General features: G+C 59.4%; 13 protein-coding genes, 4 tRNA genes and 2 rRNA genes (1 of these 19 running past the window's edge). All 19 read right to left on the bottom strand.

Translation table 11 applies throughout. The features are described from left to right. Positions 1-44: 44 nt before the first annotated feature. Complete coding sequence (gene fusA, locus OKW45_RS33925) at positions 45-2,147, bottom strand: elongation factor G (protein ID WP_018420147.1); 2,103 nt, start codon at positions 2,145-2,147, stop codon at positions 45-47. A 132-nt stretch (positions 2,148-2,279) separates the two neighbouring features. After that, a complete protein-coding gene (gene rpsG / locus OKW45_RS33920; RefSeq protein WP_006053291.1) occupies positions 2,280-2,750 on the bottom strand; it encodes a 30S ribosomal protein S7 in 471 nt (156 codons plus the stop codon). Positions 2,751-2,931: 181 nt separating this feature from the next. Further along, positions 2,932-3,312 carry a 30S ribosomal protein S12 gene (gene rpsL, locus OKW45_RS33915; protein ID WP_006053290.1) on the bottom strand — a complete coding sequence of 127 codons (381 nt, stop codon included), beginning with the start codon at positions 3,310-3,312 and terminating at the stop codon, positions 2,932-2,934. A gap of 220 nt (positions 3,313-3,532) precedes the next feature. Continuing rightward, complete coding sequence (gene recQ, locus OKW45_RS33910) at positions 3,533-5,380, bottom strand: DNA helicase RecQ (RefSeq protein WP_429473181.1); 1,848 nt, start codon at positions 5,378-5,380, stop codon at positions 3,533-3,535. 227 nt (positions 5,381-5,607) lie between these two features. After that, a complete protein-coding gene (gene rpoC, locus OKW45_RS33905) occupies positions 5,608-9,846 on the bottom strand; it encodes a DNA-directed RNA polymerase subunit beta' (RefSeq protein WP_429473180.1) in 4,239 nt (1,412 codons plus the stop codon). Positions 9,847-9,867: 21 nt separating this feature from the next. Beyond that, entirely contained in the window at positions 9,868-13,974 is a 4,107-nt protein-coding gene (gene rpoB / locus OKW45_RS33900; protein ID WP_018420144.1) for a DNA-directed RNA polymerase subunit beta, read from the bottom strand. A gap of 368 nt (positions 13,975-14,342) precedes the next feature. Then, positions 14,343-14,720 (bottom strand): 50S ribosomal protein L7/L12, encoded by a 378-nt coding sequence (rplL, locus tag OKW45_RS33895; RefSeq protein ID WP_018420143.1) that lies wholly within the window; start codon positions 14,718-14,720, stop codon positions 14,343-14,345. 64 nt (positions 14,721-14,784) lie between these two features. Further along, positions 14,785-15,288 (bottom strand): 50S ribosomal protein L10, encoded by a 504-nt coding sequence (gene rplJ / locus OKW45_RS33890; protein ID WP_008922978.1) that lies wholly within the window; start codon positions 15,286-15,288, stop codon positions 14,785-14,787. Between the two features lie 303 nt (positions 15,289-15,591). Then, positions 15,592-16,290, bottom strand: a complete 699-nt coding sequence (rplA, locus tag OKW45_RS33885; RefSeq protein ID WP_018420142.1) for a 50S ribosomal protein L1 — start codon at positions 16,288-16,290, stop codon at positions 15,592-15,594. After that, positions 16,291-16,722, bottom strand: coding sequence for a 50S ribosomal protein L11 (gene rplK / locus OKW45_RS33880; protein ID WP_018420141.1), 432 nt, complete (start codon positions 16,720-16,722; stop codon positions 16,291-16,293). A gap of 162 nt (positions 16,723-16,884) precedes the next feature. Continuing rightward, entirely contained in the window at positions 16,885-17,442 is a 558-nt protein-coding gene (gene nusG / locus OKW45_RS33875; protein ID WP_026225725.1) for a transcription termination/antitermination protein NusG, read from the bottom strand. 1 nt (position 17,443) lies between these two features. Then, positions 17,444-17,824: a preprotein translocase subunit SecE gene (gene secE, locus OKW45_RS33870; RefSeq protein ID WP_429473178.1), complete on the bottom strand. Its 381-nt coding sequence runs from the start codon at positions 17,822-17,824 to the stop codon at positions 17,444-17,446. Between the two features lie 34 nt (positions 17,825-17,858). Further along, positions 17,859-17,934: transfer RNA gene (locus OKW45_RS33865), tRNA-Trp, on the bottom strand. Positions 17,935-17,998: 64 nt separating this feature from the next. Beyond that, positions 17,999-19,189 carry an elongation factor Tu gene (tuf, locus tag OKW45_RS33860; protein WP_018420138.1) on the bottom strand — a complete coding sequence of 397 codons (1,191 nt, stop codon included), beginning with the start codon at positions 19,187-19,189 and terminating at the stop codon, positions 17,999-18,001. Between the two features lie 62 nt (positions 19,190-19,251). Next, a tRNA-Thr gene (locus OKW45_RS33855) sits at positions 19,252-19,326 on the bottom strand. A gap of 16 nt (positions 19,327-19,342) precedes the next feature. Beyond that, positions 19,343-19,416, bottom strand: a tRNA-Gly gene (locus tag OKW45_RS33850). 40 nt (positions 19,417-19,456) lie between these two features. Continuing rightward, positions 19,457-19,542: transfer RNA gene (locus tag OKW45_RS33845), tRNA-Tyr, on the bottom strand. Between the two features lie 157 nt (positions 19,543-19,699). Then, positions 19,700-19,813 (bottom strand): 5S ribosomal RNA (rrf, locus tag OKW45_RS33840). A gap of 225 nt (positions 19,814-20,038) precedes the next feature. Then, positions 20,039-21,078 (bottom strand): 23S ribosomal RNA (locus OKW45_RS33835); it runs 1,842 nt beyond the window's last position.

The raw sequence follows: 21,078 nt of genomic DNA, 5'->3' as shown, positions 1-21,078 counted from the left end.
CTCTTCTTTCAGAAAGTTAATCGTTGAATGACTTTGCCGCGCGATTACTTCGACTTCGCGTTGATGATCGCTTCCGACACGTTACGCGGAGCTTCAGCGTAGTGCTTGAACTCCATCGTGTACGTTGCGCGACCCTGCGTCAGCGAACGCAGCGACGTCGAGTAGCCGAACATTTCCGACAGCGGCACTTCGGCGCGAACGATCTTGCCGCCGCCAACCATGTCATCCATGCCCTGAACAATACCGCGACGGCCAGAGAGGTCGCCCATCACGTTGCCCATGTAGTCTTCCGGCGTTTCGACTTCGACAGCCATCATCGGTTCGAGGATGACCGGCTGTGCCTTGCGCATAGCTTCCTTGAACGCCATCGAACCGGCCATGCGAAACGCATTTTCGTTCGAGTCGACGTCGTGGTAGGAACCGAACGTCAGGTGAACCTTCACGTCCACGACCGGGAACCCCGCCAGCACGCCGGCCTTCAGCGTTTCCTGGATACCCTTGTCGACTGCCGGGATGTATTCACGCGGAATCACACCGCCCTTGATCTCGTCCAGGAACTCGTAGCCCTTGCCTTGCTCGTTCGGCTCGAGCGTGATGACCGCATGACCGTACTGGCCGCGACCACCCGACTGCTTGACGAACTTGCCGTCAACGTCTTCCGCCTTGCCGCGAATCGTTTCGCGGTAAGCCACCTGCGGCTTGCCAACCGTTGCTTCGACGCCGAACTCACGTTTCATCCGGTCGACCAGAATTTCCAAGTGGAGCTCGCCCATGCCCGAAATAATGGTTTGACCCGATTCTTCGTCCGTTTGAACGCGGAACGACGGATCTTCCTGCGCTAGACGGTTCAGAGCCAGACCCATCTTTTCCTGGTCCGGCTTCGTCTTCGGCTCAACAGCCTGCGAAATCACGGGTTCCGGGAAAACCATGCGCTCGAGCACGATCGGGCTCGTCGGATCGCACAGCGTGTCGCCCGTGGTCGCGTCCTTCAGGCCCACCGCAGCAGCGATGTCGCCTGCGCGCACTTCCTTGATTTCTTCGCGCTGGTTCGCGTGCATCTGCAGAATACGGCCCAGACGTTCCTTCTTGTCCTTCGTCGCGTTCAGCAGGGTGTCGCCCGAATTCACAACGCCAGAGTACACCCGAAAGAAGATCAGTTGGCCGACGAACGGGTCGGTCATGATCTTGAATGCCAGTGCCGAGAACTTTTCGTCGTCAGCAGCGCGGCGCTCACCCTTTTCACCGTTTTCCAACTCGCCGGTAACCGGCGGGATGTCGATCGGCGACGGCAGGAAGTCGAGCACGGCGTCCAGCATGCGCTGCACACCCTTGTTCTTGAACGCGGTGCCGCACAGCATCGGCTGGATTTCGCAAGCGATCGTTCGGTCGCGCAGACCCTTGATGATTTCCTCTTCGGTCAGCTTACCCGACTCGAGGTACTTGTTCATCATGTCCTCGTTCGCTTCAGCCGCGGCTTCGATCATCTTTTCACGCCATTCGTTGCATGTGTCGACGAGGTCTGCCGGGATGTCTTCGTACGAGAACTTGGTGCCTTGGGACGCGTCGTCCCAAATGATCGCCTTCATCTTCATCAGATCGACGACGCCCGTGAAGTTCTCTTCCGCGCCGATAGGCACGACGACCGGAACCGGGTTCGCCTTCAGACGCAGCTTGAGCTGGTCGTAGACTTTGAAGAAGTTCGCGCCGGTACGGTCCATCTTGTTGATGAACGCGAGACGGGGAACCTTGTACTTGTTAGCCTGACGCCATACGGTTTCCGATTGGGGCTGCACGCCGCCCACAGCGCAGTACACCATGCACGCGCCGTCGAGCACACGCATCGAGCGCTCGACTTCAATCGTGAAGTCGACGTGACCCGGGGTGTCGATGATGTTGATGCGGTGTTCGGCGCGGTCGCCTGCCATGCCTTTCCAGAATGCCGTGGTAGCAGCGGAAGTAATCGTGATGCCGCGCTCCTGTTCCTGCTCCATCCAGTCCATGGTGGCAGCGCCGTCGTGAACTTCACCAATCTTGTGGTTCACGCCCGTGTAGAACAGAATGCGCTCGGTCGTCGTCGTTTTGCCGGCGTCGATGTGAGCGCTAATACCGATGTTACGGTAGCGCTCGATAGGAGTCTTGCGAGCCACTTTGATCCTCTATTGGGATGACGCGATGCGAGAGATACCCATCGCGCTGTAACACAAACGGGCGAGGCGCCTTTGAAGCGCACCCGCCCGGAATTTCTTTCCGTTTTTCCGCTAAACCCGGGGTCGGGAAGCTTAGAAACGGAAGTGCGAGAACGCCTTGTTGGCTTCTGCCATCCGGTGAACTTCGTCGCGCTTCTTCATCGCGCCCCCACGGCCTTCGGCCGCTTCGGAGAGTTCACCTGCCAGACGCAGGGCCATCGACTTCTCGCTGCGCTTCTTCGCGGCTTCACGCAGCCAACGCATCGCCAATGCCATACGACGCGACGGGCGCACTTCGACCGGAACCTGATAGTTCGCACCACCAACGCGGCGGCTCTTCACTTCGACCACCGGCTTGACGTTGTTGAGCGCCACCGTGAACACTTCCAGCGGGTCCTTGCCACCCTTGGTCTGGATCTGTTCGAAAGCGCCGTACACGATACGCTCGGCAACTGACTTCTTGCCGGAGAGCATCAGCACGTTCATGAATTTTGCTACATCAACGTTGCCAAACTTCGGATCCGGCAACACTTCCCGCTTGGGGACTTCGCGACGACGCGGCATGTTTCTTCCTTTATCTTTTCAGTTGGAGCCGTTTACAGCCCCGCGGCCACCAACTAACCCGATTCATCCGTAAGACTAACCAGCCTGGTCGGGTGACCACTTACTCGATAGCACCGGCGATTCCGGCACCATCGCTATTACCGCCTTTGCAGGCGACCTGAAACCACGATCGACTGGCTAATTACTTGCCAGCCTTGGCACGCTTCGCACCGTACTTCGAGCGAGCCTGCTTACGATCCTTGACGCCCTGGGTATCCAGCGAGCCGCGAACCATGTGGTAACGCACACCCGGCAAGTCCTTCACACGGCCGCCGCGAATCAGCACGACCGAGTGTTCCTGCAGGTTGTGGCCTTCACCACCGATGTACGAAATGACTTCGAAGCCGTTCGTCAGACGAACCTTGGCGACCTTACGGAGTGCCGAGTTCGGCTTCTTCGGCGTCGTGGTGTACACACGGGTGCACACGCCGCGACGCTGGGGGCAGTCCTGCAAAGCCGGGCTCTTGCTCTTCGTCGTTTCCGACGTGCGGCCTTTGCGAACCAGTTGATTGATGGTTGGCATTGTTTATTCCTGAAATTGAAGAAAATCGACGCATCGGTTTCCGGGCAAAGCGGAAACGCCCGCGCATCGAACTTCCCGGCTGGCCCGCTCACGCACTAACTGAAGTTGCGCGTAGGCATTCCAAGAACCGGAACCTAGTATAATATTCCGAAAATACCAAGAGAGTCAACAAGTTGCGGTGTTTCGCCCCCTGTCAATCCGGCTAAACAGTCAGACTACGTCAGTCTGCCGCTACGACGTGCAGCAATTCGTCGCCGAAACGGTCCAGTTTACGCGCCCCCATGCCCGGAATCCCGCGCAGATCGTCGATCGAATGGGGGCCGAGACGGGCGATTTCCGCGAGCGTCGCGTCATGGAAAATCACATAAGCCGGCACTCCGTCGCTCTTTGCGGTTTCTGTGCGCCACATGCGTAGACGCTCCCAGCGGGCCCGCTCGCGAGGCCCCATGCCGACGGTCGGATCCGCGCGCTCGCTCGTACGACCCGACGATTGACGTGTGCGTGTCGGCTTGACGTAGCGGCGCATCGTCACCTTCTGCTCGCCCTTGAGCACCGGCTTGCTCGCCTCCGTCAGCACGAGCGAACCGAAGCCCTCGTGATCGACCGTCAGGTAACCGAATGCGACGAGTTGGCGGAAGATCGCACGCCACTCCGGCTCACCGAGCGCCGCGCCGATACCGAACGTGGTCAGCTTCTCGTGGCCGCGCTGCAGGATTTTTTCGCTGCGGTTGCCACGCAAAATATCTATCAGGTGTCCGGCGCCGAAATGAAAGCCGCTCGCACGCTGCGCGCGAAACACGCACGACAGCGCCATCTGAGCCTCGCGCGTCGCATCCCAGGTCGGCGGCGGCTCGAGACAGTTATCGCAGTTGCCGCACGGTTCGCTCGTTTCGCCGAAGTACGCGAGCAGGCGCACCCGCCGGCAAGTCGCCGTTTCGCACAAACCGAGGAGCGCGTCGAGCTTGCCGGTCTGGACGCGCTTGTGCGCGTCGTCTGCTTCGGATTCGTCGATCATCTTGCGCTGCTGCACGACGTCGCCGAGCCCGTAGGCCATCCACGCGTTCGACGGCAGTCCGTCGCGGCCCGCGCGGCCGGTTTCCTGGTAGTACCCTTCCACGCTCTTGGGCAAATCCAGATGCGCGACGAACCGCACGTCGGGTTTGTCGATGCCCATGCCGAACGCAATCGTCGCGCACATCACGATGCCTTCCTCGCGCTGGAACATCTCCTGATGTTTCTGGCGCACCTCGAACTCCATGCCGGCGTGGTACGGCAGCGCGCGCATGCCCTTTTCCTTCAGCCACTCCGCGGTTTCCTCGACCTTGCGGCGCGACAGGCAATAAACGACGCCCGCGTCGGTCGTGCCATCGGCTTTCGTATGCTCCGCGCGAATGAAGTCGAGCAGTTGCGTGCGCGCGTTGTCTTTTTCGGCGATGCGATAGCGGATGTTCGGCCGATCGAAACTCGACACGAATACGCGCGCATCCTCGAGCGCGAGACGGTGGATGATTTCGTCGCGCGTGATCGCGTCGGCGGTCGCCGTCAGCGCGATGCGCGGGACATTCGGAAAGCGCTCGTGCAGCACCGACAGTTGGATGTATTCGGGCCGGAAATCGTGTCCCCATTGCGACACGCAGTGCGCTTCGTCGATCGCGAAAAGACCGATGCGCGTGCGTTCGAGCAGTTCCTGGAAGCGCGGAGTCATCAGCCGCTCCGGTGCGACGTAGAGCAGATCGACGTCGCCGTCGCGGAGCGCCCGCTCGGTGGCCACCGCCTCCGCGCTCGATAACGTTGAGTTCAGGTACGCGGCCCGCACGCCGACTTCGGTCAGCGCGGCCACCTGATCCTGCATCAGCGCGATCAACGGCGATACGACAATACCGGCGCCGAAGCCGCGTTCGCGACGCACCAGCGACGGAATCTGATAGCACAGCGATTTGCCGCCGCCCGTCGGCATCAGCACAAGGCAATCGCCACCGTCGGCGACGTGCTCGACAATTTCGCCCTGCTGCCCTCTGAACGCGGGATAACCAAAGACTTCATTGAGGATTTCGAGCGGTCGGGACATGTATTTGAGAGAGACGGCGAAGGAAAGGCACGCAGGCGGTGAGACGAATTTTACCAACGCATTCGTGCCGCGCCCGCGCTTTGCGACAACGTTAGCCATCGGGCCTAGTACTACTGCTCCGGCACGTAGCACCGATGGCACGCGCAAAAAGAGCAAAAAAAAACCGCTCAGTCGAAACTGAGCGGCTTTCGTGACTCGTCAGGCAAGGCGGCTTGCGCCGCCAGCACTTACTCGCCCGAGTGCTGCTGTTCGGCAGCCGGGGTTTCCGGCGTCCCGAAGTCGAACGACTCTTCCGCTGCGATCTGATCGAAACGCTCCCGGTCGGCCAGTTCCTTGCTCTTGCGCGCCTTGTGGAACGCGAGACCCGTACCGGCCGGAATCAGACGGCCGACGATCACGTTTTCCTTCAGGCCACGCAGGTCGTCGCGCTTGCCCATGATCGCCGCTTCGGTCAGCACGCGGGTCGTTTCCTGGAACGACGCCGCGGAGATGAACGAATCGGTCGACAGCGACGCCTTCGTGATACCGAGCAGCACGTTTTCGTACGTTGCCGGACGCTTGTCTTCCGCGATCATACGGTCGTTCTCGTCGAGCATGTCCGACCGCTCGACCTGTTCGCCCGGGATGAAACGCGTGTCGCCGTTGTCCGAAATCTGCACGCGGCGCAGCATCTGACGCACGATCACTTCGATGTGCTTGTCGTTGATTTTCACGCCTTGCAGACGGTACACGTCCTGCACTTCGTCCACGATGTAGCGCGACAGCGCCTCGACGCCCTGCAGACGCAGGATGTCGTGCGGATCCGCCGGTCCGTCGACGATCATTTCGCCCTTGTTGACGACCTGACCATCGTGCACCAGAACCTGCTTTTCCTTCGCGATCAGGAACTCGTGCTGGTTGCCCTCGAGGTCCGTGATAACGAGACGCTGCTTGCCCTTCGTGTCCTTACCGAACGACGTCGTACCCGTGACTTCCGCCAGGATACCCGCGTCCTTCGGCGAACGTGCTTCGAACAGTTCCGCCACACGCGGCAGACCACCGGTAATATCACGCGTCTTCTGCGATTCGGTCGGGATACGTGCAAGCACTTCGCCAACCTGCACCTGCTGACCGTCCTTCACGGTGATCAGCGCGCCGACCTGGAAGCCGATCTGCACCGAGTGCTCGGTGTTCGGGATCTTCACTTCCTCGCCGTTCGCATCGAGCAGCTTGACCTGCGGACGCACCGTCTTCGACGCCTGCGAACCACGACGCTTCACGTCGATCACGACGAGCGTGGACAGACCCGTCACGTCGTCGATCTGTTTCGCGACCGTCACGCCTTCCTCGACGTTCTCGAACTTCACCGTACCGCCGTACTCGGTGATGATCGGACGCGTCATCGGATCCCACGTGGCCAGTTGCGTGCCAGCCTTGATCTGCGCACCGTCGAGCTGCAGCAGCGTGGCGCCGTACGGCACCTTGTGACGCTCGCGCTCGCGGCCGTGATCGTCGGTGATCATCGCTTCGCCCGAACGCGAGATGACGATCTGCTCGCCCTTCGCATTCGTGACGTAACGCATCGTCGACGTGAAACGCACCGTCCCGTTCGACTTCGCTTCGACCGACGAAGCCACCGCCGCACGCGACGCCGCGCCACCGATGTGGAACGTACGCATCGTGAGCTGCGTGCCCGGTTCACCGATCGACTGCGCCGCGATCACGCCGACCGCTTCGCCGACGTTCACGAGCGAGCCGCGGCCGAGGTCGCGACCGTAGCAGGCCGCGCACAGACCGTAGCGCGTTTCGCAGGTAAGCGGCGTGCGCACGCGCACTTCGTCGATGCCGAGGCGTTCGATGTCTTCGACCGCGTCTTCGTCGAGCAGCGTGCCCGCTTCGAACAGCGTTTCCTGCGATTCCGGGTTGACGATGTCAGCCACGGCCACGCGACCCAGGATACGGTCACGCAGCGCTTCGACCACTTCACCGCCTTCCACGAGCGCCTTCATCGCCACGCCGTTCGACGTGCCGCAATCTTCCTCGACGACGACCAGATCCTGCGTCACGTCAACGAGACGACGCGTCAGGTAACCCGAGTTCGCGGTCTTCAGTGCCGTATCAGCCAGACCCTTACGTGCACCGTGGGTCGAGATGAAGTACTGCAACACGTTCAGACCTTCGCGGAAGTTCGCCGTAATCGGCGTCTCGATGATCGAGCCGTCCGGCTTCGCCATCAGACCGCGCATACCGGCCAGCTGACGGATCTGAACCGCGGAACCACGAGCACCCGAGTCCGCCATCATGTAGATGGAGTTGAACGACTCCTGACGCGTCTGGTTGCCGTCGCGGTCCGTGACCGGTTCCGTCGACAGCTGTTCCATCATTGCCTTGCCGACCGCTTCCGACGTCGCCGACCAGATGTCGACCACGTTGTTGTAGCGCTCCTGCGCAGTGACGAGACCCGACATGTACTGACGGTCGTATTCCTTCACCTTCTTCGCGGCGTCGCCAACGATGGTTTCCTTCTGCGGCGGTACGAGCATGTCGTCGACGCAGATCGAAATACCAGCGCGCGTTGCCAGACGGAAGCCTGACTGCATCAGTTGGTCGGCGAAAATCACCGTCTCACGCAGACCGCACTTGCGGAACGCGGTGTTGATCAGACGCGAGATTTCCTTCTTCTTCAGCGGCTTGTTCAGCACCGAGAACGGCAGACCCGGCGGCAGGATTTCCGACAGGATCGAGCGGCCAACCGTGGTCGCATACAGCGTAATCTTCGGCACGAACGCCGGCGCGCCTTCCGACTTGTCTTCGTTGTGGACCATTTCGGTGATCCGCACGTTGACGCGCGAGGCCAGTTCGACTTCCTTGTTCTCGTACGCGCGCAGCACTTCCGACACGCCCGTGAACGTCAGCCCTTCGCCCTTGCCGTTCACCGCTTCACGCGTCGCGTAGTACAGGCCCAGCACGATATCCTGCGACGGCACGATCGACGGATCGCCGTTAGCCGGGAACAGCACGTTGTTCGACGCGAGCATCAGCGTGCGCGCTTCCATCTGCGCTTCGAGCGACAGCGGCACGTGAACGGCCATCTGGTCACCGTCGAAGTCGGCGTTGAACGCCGCGCAAACGAGCGGGTGCAGCTGGATTGCCTTACCTTCGATCAGCACCGGCTCGAAAGCCTGGATGCCGAGACGGTGCAGCGTCGGCGCACGGTTCAGCATGACCGGATGTTCGCGGATCACCTCTTCGAGGATGTCCCACACCACCGGTGTCTGGTTCTCGACCTCCTTCTTCGCAGCCTTGATGGTGGTAGCGACACCCATCACTTCGAGCTTATTGAAGATGAACGGCTTGAACAGTTCGAGCGCCATCAGCTTCGGCAGACCGCACTGATGCAGCTTCAGCGTCGGGCCGACCACGATCACCGAACGGCCCGAGTAGTCGACACGCTTACCGAGCAGGTTCTGACGGAAGCGACCGCCCTTACCCTTGATCATGTCCGCGAGCGACTTCAGCGGACGCTTGTTCGCACCGGTCATCGCCTTGCCGCGACGGCCGTTGTCGAGCAGCGAGTCGACGGCTTCCTGCAGCATCCGCTTTTCGTTGCGGACGATGATTTCAGGCGCCTTCAGCTCGAGCAAACGCTTCAACCGGTTGTTACGGTTGATCACGCGGCGATACAGGTCGTTCAGGTCCGACGTCGCGAAACGGCCGCCGTCGAGCGGGACGAGCGGACGCAGTTCCGGCGGCAGCACCGGCAGCACTTCGAGGACCATCCAGTCCGGCTTGATGCCCGAACGCTGGAACGCCTCGAGCACTTTCAGGCGCTTCGCGTACTTCTTGATCTTCGCTTCCGAGCCGGTATTCTTGAGCTCCGTGCGCAGCAGCTCGACCTGCTCGTCGATGTTGATCGCGCGCAGCAGTTCGCGAATACCTTCCGCGCCCATCTCGGCACGGAATTCGTCGCCGTATTCCTCGACCTTGTTGTAGTAATCCTCTTCGGTCATGATCTGCCGCGCTTTGAGCGGCGTCATGCCCGGATCGATCACCACGTATGCTTCGAAGTACAGCACGCGCTCGATGTCGCGCAGCGTCATGTCGAGCACCATGCCCAGACGCGACGGCAGCGACTTCAGGAACCAGATGTGCGCGACCGGCGAGGCCAGCTCAATGTGGCCCATCCGCTCACGACGCACCTTCGCAAGCGTCACTTCGACGCCGCACTTCTCGCAGATCACACCGCGGTGCTTCAGGCGCTTGTACTTGCCGCAAAGGCATTCGTAGTCCTTGATCGGACCGAAAATCTTCGCGCAGAACAGACCATCGCGCTCTGGCTTGAACGTGCGGTAGTTGATGGTTTCCGGCTTCTTGACTTCACCGAACGACCACGAACGGATCTTGTCCGGCGAGGCCAGACCGATCTTGATCGCGTCGAAAACTTCAGGTTGTTGGACTTGCTTGAATAGATCGAGCAAAGCTTTCATCGCTTCTCTCCAGTAGTCCGATTAGTTCCGGTCCAGGTCGATGTCGATACCCAGCGACCGGATTTCCTTCACCAACACGTTGAACGACTCAGGCATGCCGGCATCGATCACGTGATCGCCCTTGACCAGGTTCTCGTAAACCTTGGTCCGGCCCGTCACGTCGTCCGACTTCACCGTCAGCATTTCCTGCAGCACGTACGATGCGCCGTACGCTTCGAGCGCCCACACTTCCATTTCACCGAAACGCTGGCCACCGAACTGCGCCTTACCGCCCAACGGCTGCTGCGTGACGAGCGAGTACGGGCCCGTGGAACGCGCGTGCATCTTGTCGTCGACCAGGTGGTGCAGCTTCAGGTAGTGCATGTAGCCGACCGTCACCGTACGTTCGAACATCTCGCCCGTGCGACCGTCGAACAGACGCACCTGGTTCTTCGACGGCGTCATGCCGAGGTTTTCAGCGATGTCGTCCGGGAATGCCAGATCCAGCGCGCGGGACATTTCTTCTTCCGTCGCACCGTCGAACACCGGCGTTGCGAACGGCACGCCTTCGCGCAGGTTCTTCGCCAGTTCGAGGATTTCGTCGTCGCTGAAGCTGTCCAGCTCTTCGGCGCGGCCCGATTCGTTGTAGATCTTGATCAGGAATTCGCGCAGTTCAGCGATCTTCGCCTGACGCTGCAGCATTTCGCCGATACGCCAGCCGAGACCCTTCGCGGCCCAACCCAGATGCACTTCGAGAACCTGACCCACGTTCATCCGCGACGGCACGCCGAGCGGGTTCAGAACGACGTCAGCCGGACGGCCGTCGGCCATGTACGGCATGTCTTCGATCGGCACGATCTTCGACACGACACCCTTGTTACCGTGACGGCCTGCCATCTTGTCGCCAGGCTGCAGACGGCGCTTCACCGCCAGATACACCTTGACCATCTTCAGCACGCCCGGCGGCAGTTCGTCGCCTTGCGTGAGCTTCTTGCGCTTCTCTTCGAACGCGAGGTCGAACTGGTGACGCTTCTCTTCGATCGAGTTCTTGATCGCTTCGAGCTGGGCCGCTGCTTCTTCATCCGCAAGGCGAATGTCGAACCAGTGATAGTGGTCCAGATCTTCGAGGTAAGCGCGGTCGATCTTCGTGCCCTTCGCGAGCTTCTTCGGACCGCCGTTCACCACCTTGCCTTCGAGCATACGTGCGAGACGCTGGAACGCATCACCTTCCACGATACGCAGCTGGTCGTTCAGGTCGAGACGATAGCGCTTCAGTTCATCGTCGATGATCTGTTGCGCGCGCTTGTCGCGCTGGATGCCTTCACGCGTGAATACCTGCACGTCGATCACAGTGCCGCTCATGCCCGACGGCACGCGCAGCGACGTGTCCTTCACGTCCGACGCCTTCTCACCGAAGATCGCGCGCAGCAGCTTTTCTTCCGGCGTCAGCTGGGTTTCGCCCTTCGGCGTGACCTTGCCAACCAGCACATCGCCCGCCTCGACTTCCGCGCCGATGTACACGATGCCCGACTCGTCGAGACGGCCAAGCTGCACTTCCGCGAGGTTCGAGATGTCGCGCGTGATTTCTTCCGGTCCGAGCTTCGTGTCGCGAGCAACGACGTTCAGTTCTTCGATGTGGATCGACGTGTAGCGGTCGTCCGCAACCACCTTCTCCGATATCAGGATCGAGTCTTCGAAGTTATAGCCGTTCCACGGCATGAACGCGATCAGCATGTTCTGGCCGAGCGCGAGCTCGCCCAGATCGGTCGATGCGCCGTCAGCCAGCACGTCGCCACGCGCAACCTTGTCGCCCATCTTCGCGATCGGACGTTGGTTGATGTTCGTGTTCTGATTTGAACGCGTGTACTTGATCAGGTTGTAGATGTCGACACCGACTTCACCCGCAACCGCTTCGTCGTCGTTCACGCGAATCACGATACGGCCCGCGTCGACGTAATCAACCACACCGCCACGCAGTGCCTGAACCGTCGTGCCCGAGTCGACCGCCACGGTGCGCTCGATGCCCGTACCGACGACCGGCTTTTCCGGACGCAGACACGGCACGGCCTGACGCTGCATGTTCGAGCCCATCAATGCGCGGTTCGCGTCGTCGTGCTCGAGGAACGGAATCAGCGAAGCTGCGACCGACACGATCTGCGACGGCGCCACGTCCATGTACTGGATGCGGTCCGGTGTGACCATCAGCGTTTCGCCCGCTTCACGGGACGACACGAGTTCGTCGGTCAGCGTGCCGTCGTCGGCTACTGCCGCGTTCGCCTGAGCGATCACGTAACGGCCCTCTTCGATCGCCGACAGATAGTCGATCTGATCGGTGACCTTGCCGTCCGCGACCTTTCGATACGGCGTTTCGAGGAAGCCGTATTCGTTCAGGTGCGCGTACAGAGCAAGCGAGTTGATCAGACCGATGTTCGGACCTTCTGGCGTCTCGATCGGGCACACGCGGCCGTAGTGGGTCGGATGCACGTCGCGGACTTCGAAGCCTGCGCGTTCGCGAGTCAGACCGCCCGGGCCCAGTGCAGAAACACGACGCTTGTGCGTGATTTCCGACAGCGGGTTGGTCTGGTCCATGAACTGCGACAGCTGCGACGAACCGAAGAACTCGCGGATCGCCGAGGAAATCGGCTTCGAGTTGATCAGGTCGTGCGGCATCAGGTTTTCGCTTTCGGCCTGGCCGAGACGTTCCTTCACAGCACGTTCGACGCGCACGAGGCCCGCGCGGAACTGGTTCTCTGCGAGTTCGCCGACGCAACGTACACGACGGTTGCCGAGGTGGTCGATGTCGTCTACTTCGCCCTTGCCGTTGCGCAACTCGACGAGGATCTTGATCGTCGCGAGGATGTCGTCGTCCTGCAGCGTCATCGGGCCGACGATTTCGTCACGGCCGACGCGACGATTGAACTTCATACGACCCACCTTCGACAGGTCGTACGCTTCTTCACTGTAGAACAGACGGTTGAACAGTGCCTCGACCGCTTCTTCAGTCGGCGGCTCCCCTGGGCGCATCATGCGGTAGATCGCGATCCGCGCGGCCATCCTGTCGGCCGTTTCGTCGATGCGCAGCGTCGACGAGATATACGGACCTTGGTCCAGATCGTTCGTGTAGAGCGTCTGGATGTCCTTGATCTTCGCTTCGCGCAGCTTGTCGAGCACGGATTCGGTGATCTCGTCGTTCGCGTTCGCGATGACTTCACCGGTATCGCCGTCGATCACATTCTTCGCGAGCACGCGACCGAGCAGATAATCTTCCGGGACCGAGATGAACTTGGTCTTCGCGTTGTCGAGATCGCGAATGTGTTTGGCGTTGATCCGCTTGTCCTTCTGGACGATCACGTTGCCGTCGCGGTCCGTGATATCGAAACGCGCAACTTCGCCACGCAGACGCTCCGGCACGAATTCCATCTGCGCGCCTTCCGGCATCAGCGTGAAATTGTCGAACACGAAGAAGTTTGCGAGGATCTGTTCCGGAGTGAGGCCGATCGCCTTCAGCAGGATCGTGACCGGCATCTTGCGGCGACGGTCGACGCGGAAGTACAGCACGTCCTTCGGGTCGAACTCAAAGTCGAGCCACGAACCGCGGTAAGGAATGATACGTGCCGAGAACAGCAGCTTTCCCGAGCTGTGCGTCTTGCCCTTATCGTGTTCGAAGAACACGCCCGGCGAACGGTGCAGCTGCGAAACGATCACACGTTCCGTGCCATTGATGACGAACGAACCGGTCGGCGTCATGAGCGGAATTTCGCCCATGTACACTTCCTGTTCCTTCACTTCCTTGACGACTGGCTTGCTCGGCGATTCCTTGTCGAGCAGCACCAGACGCACTTTGGCGCGCAGCGCCGAGCAGTACGTCAGACCGCGCTGTTGGCATTCCTTGATGTTGAACGCCGGCGGCGACAGCATGTAGCTGACGAACTCGAGACGCGCGAAGCCGTTATGCGAAACGATCGGGAAAACGGAAGTAAACGCAGCTTGCAGGCCTTCCGGCTTGCGTTGCGTAGACGACGTATCTGCTTGCAGAAACGTGCTGAATGATTCAAGCTGGGTAGCCAGCAGGAAAGGTACTTGGTGAACGATGGGGCGCTTCGCAAAACTCTTGCGAATACGCTTCTTCTCGGTGAAGGAATATTGCATACGATCTCCGAATCACGGCGGGCATAGTTGTCGAGGCAGGATACCTTGATGAGACAACCCGAGTGTTCACCGACTGAGACCCGATGGCCGTCCGATGGCTTGAACGAGCCTAGAAGCTTGGTGGTTGGCCGCTACCAACCGCTGGCTGACGGCAGCGAATGCCTGTGTTGCCCGCTACCCGACCAAACTTGCCTTCTGCAGTCGCTTCAGAAGACAAAGAGAAATGCCGGTCAATATTACCGTGGGCGTTTTTCTTTGGCTTCTGGGATCACATTCCTGCCGGCATACACCCGCAGAAACGCGTCCTCCACAAAGCACAAAAAGGCCGGCGGTGAAAAACCGCCAGCCTTCGCGCAGCGCGTTGAAGCTTACTTGATTTCAACCTTCGCGCCGGCTTCTTCCAGCTTCTTCTTGGCTTCTTCAGCAGCAGCCTTCGGCACCGCTTCCTTAACGGGCTTCGGTGCACCGTCGACCAGATCCTTCGCTTCCTTCAGGCCGAGACCCGTCAGTTCGCGAACGGCCTTAATGACCGAAACCTTGTTTGCACCGGTTTCAGCCAAGATGACCGTGAATTCAGTCTGCTCTTCAGCAGCAGCGGCGCCGCCAGCTGCACCTGCCGGGCCAGCCACTGCAACAGCAGCTGCCGACACGCCAAACTTTTCTTCGAACGCCTTGACCAGCTCGTTCAGTTCCAGAACCGACATCGAGCCTACGGCTTCGAGGATGTCTTCTTTTGCGATTGCCATTTGAAATACTCCTAAATTGATTTCGGATACAGCCAGCGATCAATCACGCCTCGACTGAAGTGCATTACGCAGCGGTTTCTTCGCCTTGCTTCTTTTCTGCCAGCGCGGCCAGAGCGCGCGCGAATCCAGAAACAGGTGCCTGCATAACATACAACAGCTTGGAGAGCAGTTCTTCGCGGCTCGGGATGTTTGCCAGCGCTTGCACGCCGGCCTTGTCCATCACCTTGCCTTCGTAGGAACCAGCCTTGATGACCAACTTGTCATTGCTCTTGCTGAAGTCATTGACGACCTTAGCAGCAGCAATCGCATCTTCCGAGATGCCGTAGATCAGGGGGCCAGTCATCTGCTCTGCCAGCGGAGCAAACGGGGTACCCTCGACGGCGCGACGCGCCAGCGTGTTCTTCAACACGCGAAGGTAAACCTGTTGCTCACGCGCTTTCGCGCGCAGCTTGGTCAGATCGCCAACCGCGATTCCACGATACTCAGCCAGAACCACGGTCTGAGCTTTCGCGACTTGCGCGGCAACCTCAGCGACGACGGCCTGCTTGCTTTCTTTGTTGAGTGGCACGGTTAACCTCCAGATTCGATACACGCGGCGTGCGCCTTGTGTACCGCGTTCAATAACGGCGTCCGACCAGTCAGGAGTATTTCGACCATCAAAAATCCGTATCGCTACAGACATCCAACGGCTTCATCACTACAAAACCTTTTCGGGTTCGCCATCTGCGTTGGCTTTACATTAAGGACCCGCCTACTTGCTGCGTGCCCACCAACGGTCTTTGACAACCGGTCGCGCGATGCAGACTGCCACCTCGCAACCGCCCAAAGCCCTTAAACGCCGCCCCAACTCGCGCCGGAGCGGCGAAATTCATTACTGGGCAGCGATCGACGTCTGGTCGACACGAACACCAACGCCCATCGTGCTCGACAGAGCGACCTTGCGCAGATACACGCCCTTGCTCGTGGTAGGCTTCGCCTTCTGCAGCGCTTCGATCAGCGCATTCAGGTTGTTGCGCAGTGCTGCCGGCTCGAACGAAGCGCGGCCGATCGTTGCGTGGATAATGCCGGCCTTATCGACACGGAATTGAACCTGACCAGCCTTGGCGTTCTTGACCGCGGTCGCGACGTCCGGCGTGACCGTGCCAACCTTCGGGTTCGGCATCAGGCCACGCGGGCCGAGGATTTGCCCGAGCGTACCGACGATACGCATCGTGTCCGGCGAAGCGATCACGATGTCAAAGTTCAGGTTCCCGGCCTTGACCTGCTCGGCCAAGTCTTCCATACCGACGACGTCAGCACCAGCGGCACGAGCCTGCTCAGCCTTTTCGCCCTGCGCGAACACAGCGACGCGGACCGACTTACCGGTACCAGCGGGCAGCACGACCGAGCCGCGAACCACTTGATCCGACTTCTTTGCGTCAATGCCGAGTTGCACGGCGACGTCGATCGACTCGTCGAACTTCGCGCTTGCGCATTCCTTCACGAGCGACAGAGCGTCTTCGATCGGGTACAGCTTCTGACGATCCACTTTGGCTGCAAATGCTTGCAGACGCTTCGAAAGCTTAGCCATTTACACGCCCTCCACAGTGATGCCCATCGAGCGGGCGCTACCAGCGATCGTACGAACCGCTGCGGCCAGATCAGCAGCCGTCAGATCGGGCATCTTGGTCTTGGCGATATCTTCAGCTTGAGCGCGGGTGATCTTGCCGACCTTGTCGGTATGCGGCTTGCTCGAACCCTTGTCGAGCTTCGCTGCCTTCTTGATCAGAACCGTAGCCGGCGGCGTCTTCAGAACGAACGTGAAGCTCTTGTCCGCGAATGCCGTGATCACGACAGGAATCGGCAGACCCGGTTCCATCGCTTGAGTCTGTGCGTTGAACGCCTTGCAGAACTCCATGATGTTCAGGCCGCGCTGACCCAGTGCCGGACCAACCGGCGGCGACGGGTTGGCTTTACCTGCAGGAATCTGCAGCTTGATAAAGCCGATAATTTTCTTTGCCATTTCGAGAACCTCTTTTGGAACGCCGCCTTACGTGCGGACGCTCAGTGAGTAGTAGCGCGTGTTCGCCGACAAACTGGCTAGTTACGCTCCTCAACGGCCATTACGCGGACCGTAAGCACGAAATACGGAACGCACCTAGCGGTGCGTTCCGTAAAATCTGGACTACAACTTTTCGACTTGGCCGAATTCCAACTCGACCGGCGTTGCGCGGCCGAAGATTGTAACGGAAACACGGACTCGCGACTTTTCGTAGTTCACTTCTTCGACGCTGCCGTTGAAATCTGTGAACGGGCCTTCTTTCACCCGCACCATCTCGCCTACCTCAAACAGGGTCTTCGGGCGCGGCTTCTCCACGCCCTCCTGCATCTGCGACATGATCTTTTCAACTTCCCGAGGGGAGATCGGGCTCGGCCGATTACGCGCCCCGCCGACGAAACCGGTCACCTTCGCCGTATTCTTCACGAGGTGCCACGTTTCGTCTGTCATTTCCATTTCGACTAAAACATAGCCCGGGAAAAAACGACGTTCGGTTACTGATTTGTGACCGCCCTTTACCTCAACAACTTCTTCTGTTGGAACGAGGATCTGGCCGAACTGACCCTGCATACCAGCCCGCTCGATGCGCTCCTGAAGCGCTCGTTGCACGCTCTTCTCCATACCGGAATATGCGTGCACTACGTACCAACGTTTGCCGCTCGGGGATGCCGGAGTATCACTCATATCATTTCCAACCCAGAATCGCCGAGAAAATCGCCCACTCAATGGATTTATCACAAACCCAGAGAAAGATAGCCATCACGACTACGAAGCCGAAGACCACGAGTGTTGTTTGGGTCGCCTCTTTGCGACTCGGCCAAACTACCTTGCGGACCTCTTTGTACGAGTCATTGGCGAAAGCGATGAAACCCTTGCCAGGCGTCGAGAGAAGAGCGACTGCGACACCCGCGATCGCACCAACAGCCAAGGCGACTCCGCGGATGTACCATTCCTGGCCACTAAGCCAGAAGAACCCCACGAACCCGGCCAAGACCAGCAACACACCTGCGATCAACATCAACTTGTCGCCGGATGTATTTACAGTTTCGACGGAAGGATTCGCCATAACACCTTAACAAGCGCCACTACGACGCGATAGTTGGCAGGGGCAGAGGGAATCGAACCCCCAACCTTCGGTTTTGGAGACCGACGCTCTGCCAGTTGAGCTATACCCCTAAACCATCCAGGGTCGACGACACCGCCAACCCCGATACAACCGATTATCGAGAACTCTCTGGCGTTACTCGATGATCTTGGCGACGACACCAGCGCCGACCGTACGGCCACCTTCGCGAATTGCGAAGCGCAGACCTTCTTCCATCGCGATCGGGTTGATCAGTTTCACCGTGATCGACACGTTGTCGCCCGGCATCACCATTTCCTTGTCCTTCGGCAGTTCGATCGAGCCCGTCACATCCGTCGTACGGAAGTAGAACTGCGGACGGTAGTTGTTGAAGAACGGCGTGTGACGGCCGCCTTCGTCCTTGCTCAGCACGTACACTTCAGCCGTGAAGTGCGTGTGCGGGTTGATCGAACCCGGCTTGGCCAGAACCTGACCACGCTCCACGTCTTCACGCTTCGTGCCGCGCAGCAGGATACCGACGTTGTCGCCTGCCTGACCTTGGTCGAGCAGCTTGCGGAACATTTCCACGCCCGTGCAGGTCGTCTTGGCCGTTGCGCGGATACCGACGATCTCGATTTCCTCGCCGACCTTGACCACGCCACGCTCGACGCGGCCCGTCACCACCGTGCCACGACCCGAGATCGAGAACACGTCTTCCACCGGCATCAGGAACGCACCGTCAACCGCGCGCTCCGGCGTCGGGATGTACGTGTCCAGCGCATCGGCCAGGTTCATGATCGCCACTTCGCCCAGTTCGCCCTTGTCGCCTTCCAGCGCCAGCTTGGCCGAACCCTTGATGATCGGCGTGTCGTCGCCCGGGAAGTCGTACTTCGACAGAAGTTCGCGAACTTCCATTTCGACGAGTTCCAGCAGCTCGGCGTCGTCCACCATGTCGCACTTGTTCAGGAACACGATGATGTACGGAACGCCAACCTGACGCGCCAGCAGGATGTGCTCACGCGTTTGCGGCATCGGACCATCAGCGGCCGAGCACACCAGGATTGCGCCGTCCATCTGCGCCGCGCCCGTGATCATGTTCTTCACGTAGTCAGCGTGGCCCGGGCAGTCGACGTGGGCATAGTGGCGGTTAGCCGTTTCGTACTCGACGTGCGCGGTGTTAATGGTAATACCACGCGCCTTTTCTTCCGGCGCCGCGTCGATCTGGTCGTACGCCTTCGCTTCGCCGCCAAACTTCTGCGTCAGAACCGTCGTGATCGCTGCCGTCAGCGTGGTCTTGCCGTGGTCAACGTGACCGATCGTGCCCACGTTCACGTGCGGCTTGGTCCGCTCAAACTTACCCTTGGCCATTTTCGACTCCTAAGAGGATTTTCCGTACGTTGCGCCGGGCGCAAACAATCACCGATTACTTCTGGTGCCCATGGGCAGGATCGAACTGCCGACCTCTCCCTTACCAAGGGAGTGCTCTACCACTGAGCCACATGGGCGCTACCTCTATGTTGCTGGAGCGGGTGAAGGGAATCGAACCCTCGTCGTAAGCTTGGAAGGCTTCTGCTCTACCATTGAGCTACACCCGCAAGGATCATGGATTCCCAACAACTGCTACATCTTGCATTCTGGTGGAGGAGGTTGGATTCGAACCAACGTAGGCGTAAGCCAACAGATTTACAGTCTGCCCCCTTTAGCCACTCGGGCACCCCTCCGCAGAGAACTAATGATTATGGGGGAACAATGTCTCTTTGTCAAGGGCTGCTTGACCGTTCCGATCCCAACGCTCTCACTTATATAGCGATTGGGTGTTAGCTGTCCGTAAACGCAAAAACCCCACCGCGGCGGGTGGGGTTTCTGACCTGGGGGGGAGCCTGACGATTACCTACTTTCACACGGGCAATCCGCACTATCATCGGCGTGGAGTCGTTTCACGGTCCTGTTCGGGATGGGAAGGGGTGGGACCGACTCGCTATGGTCATCAGGCATGACGGGTTGCTGCGTCGCAGGGGTTGGAGTCAACCGGTTGCGCCACAGCCAATCGGGAAGAAGCGTAAAGGATTCGTGTGGGGGTTGTGTTGTTTCTGGCACAACACTGAATCCCAACCGTGCGTTTCTGTTAGCTCCCGCGGGAGTTCACACCAATCCCCTTCGGGGATCGGACCCGCGCAAGTGCTGAAGCACTAACGCGGGTCGAGACACACCTGTTATAGGATCAAGCCTTACGGGCAATTAGTATCAGTTAGCTCAGTACATTACTGTACGTGCACACCTGACCTATCAACGTCCTGGTCTTGAACGACCCTTCAAGGGGCTCGAAGCCCCGGGGATATCTCATCTTAAGGCGAGTTTCCCGCTTAGATGCTTTCAGCGGTTATCTCTTCCGAACATAGCTACCCGGCGATGCCACTGGCGTGACAACCGGTACACCAGAGGTTCGTCCACTCCGGTCCTCTCGTACTAGGAGCAGCCCCCTTCAAATATCCAGCGCCCACGGCAGATAGGGACCAAACTGTCTCACGACGTTTTAAACCCAGCTCACGTACCTCTTTAAATGGCGAACAGCCATACCCTTGGGACCGGCTACAGCCCCAGGATGAGATGAGCCGACATCGAGGTGCCAAACACCGCCGTCGATATGAACTCTTGGGCGGTATCAGCCTGTTATCCCCAGAGTACCTTTTATCCGTTGAGCGATGGCCCTTCCATACAGAACCACCGGATCACTATGACCTGCTTTCGCACCTGTTCGACTTGTCAGTCTCACAGTCAAGCACGCTTATGCCATTGCACTATCAGCACGATTTCCGACCGTACCTAGCGTACCTTCGTACTCCTCCGTTACACTTTGGGAGGAGACCGCCCCAGTCAAACTGCCTACCATGCACGGTCCCCGATCCGGATCACGGACCAAGGTTAGAACCTCAAACAGATCAGGGTGGTATTTCAAGGACGGCTCCACGCAGACTGGCGTCCACGCTTCATAGCCTCCCACCTATCCTACACAGACCGGTTCAAAGTCCAATGCAAAGCTACAGTAAAGGTTCATGGGGTCTTTCCGTCTAGCCGCGGGGAGATTGCATCATCACAAACACTTCAACTTCGCTGAGTCTCGGGAGGAGACAGTGTGGCCATCGTTACGCCATTCGTGCAGGTCGGAACTTACCCGACAAGGAATTTCGCTACCTTAGGACCGTTATAGTTACGGCCGCCGTTTACCGGGACTTCAATCAGGAGCTTGCACCCCATCA

The sequence above is a fragment of the Paraburkholderia lebeckiae genome, assembly GCF_050436225.1.
Taxonomy (GTDB): domain Bacteria; phylum Pseudomonadota; class Gammaproteobacteria; order Burkholderiales; family Burkholderiaceae; genus Paraburkholderia; species Paraburkholderia tuberum.
Note: the sequence above shows the minus strand (reverse complement) of the source record. Positions and strands in the feature narration are given on the sequence as shown.

Coding starts and splice junctions, on each gene's coding strand:
- rpsL (WP_006053290.1), bottom strand. CDS start 3,312: ATGCCAACCATCAATCAACTGGTTCGCAAAGGCCGCACGTCGGAAACG.
- rplK (WP_018420141.1), bottom strand. CDS start 16,722: ATGGCAAAGAAAATTATCGGCTTTATCAAGCTGCAGATTCCTGCAGGT.
- nusG (WP_026225725.1), bottom strand. CDS start 17,442: ATGAGTGATACTCCGGCATCCCCGAGCGGCAAACGTTGGTACGTAGTG.
- rpsG (WP_006053291.1), bottom strand. CDS start 2,750: ATGCCGCGTCGTCGCGAAGTCCCCAAGCGGGAAGTGTTGCCGGATCCG.
- rpoC (WP_429473180.1), bottom strand. CDS start 9,846: ATGAAAGCTTTGCTCGATCTATTCAAGCAAGTCCAACAACCTGAAGTT.
- secE (WP_429473178.1), bottom strand. CDS start 17,824: ATGGCGAATCCTTCCGTCGAAACTGTAAATACATCCGGCGACAAGTTG.
- rplL (WP_018420143.1), bottom strand. CDS start 14,720: ATGGCAATCGCAAAAGAAGACATCCTCGAAGCCGTAGGCTCGATGTCG.
- rpoB (WP_018420144.1), bottom strand. CDS start 13,974: ATGCAATATTCCTTCACCGAGAAGAAGCGTATTCGCAAGAGTTTTGCG.
- recQ (WP_429473181.1), bottom strand. CDS start 5,380: ATGTCCCGACCGCTCGAAATCCTCAATGAAGTCTTTGGTTATCCCGCG.
- tuf (WP_018420138.1), bottom strand. CDS start 19,189: ATGGCCAAGGGTAAGTTTGAGCGGACCAAGCCGCACGTGAACGTGGGC.
- rplA (WP_018420142.1), bottom strand. CDS start 16,290: ATGGCTAAGCTTTCGAAGCGTCTGCAAGCATTTGCAGCCAAAGTGGAT.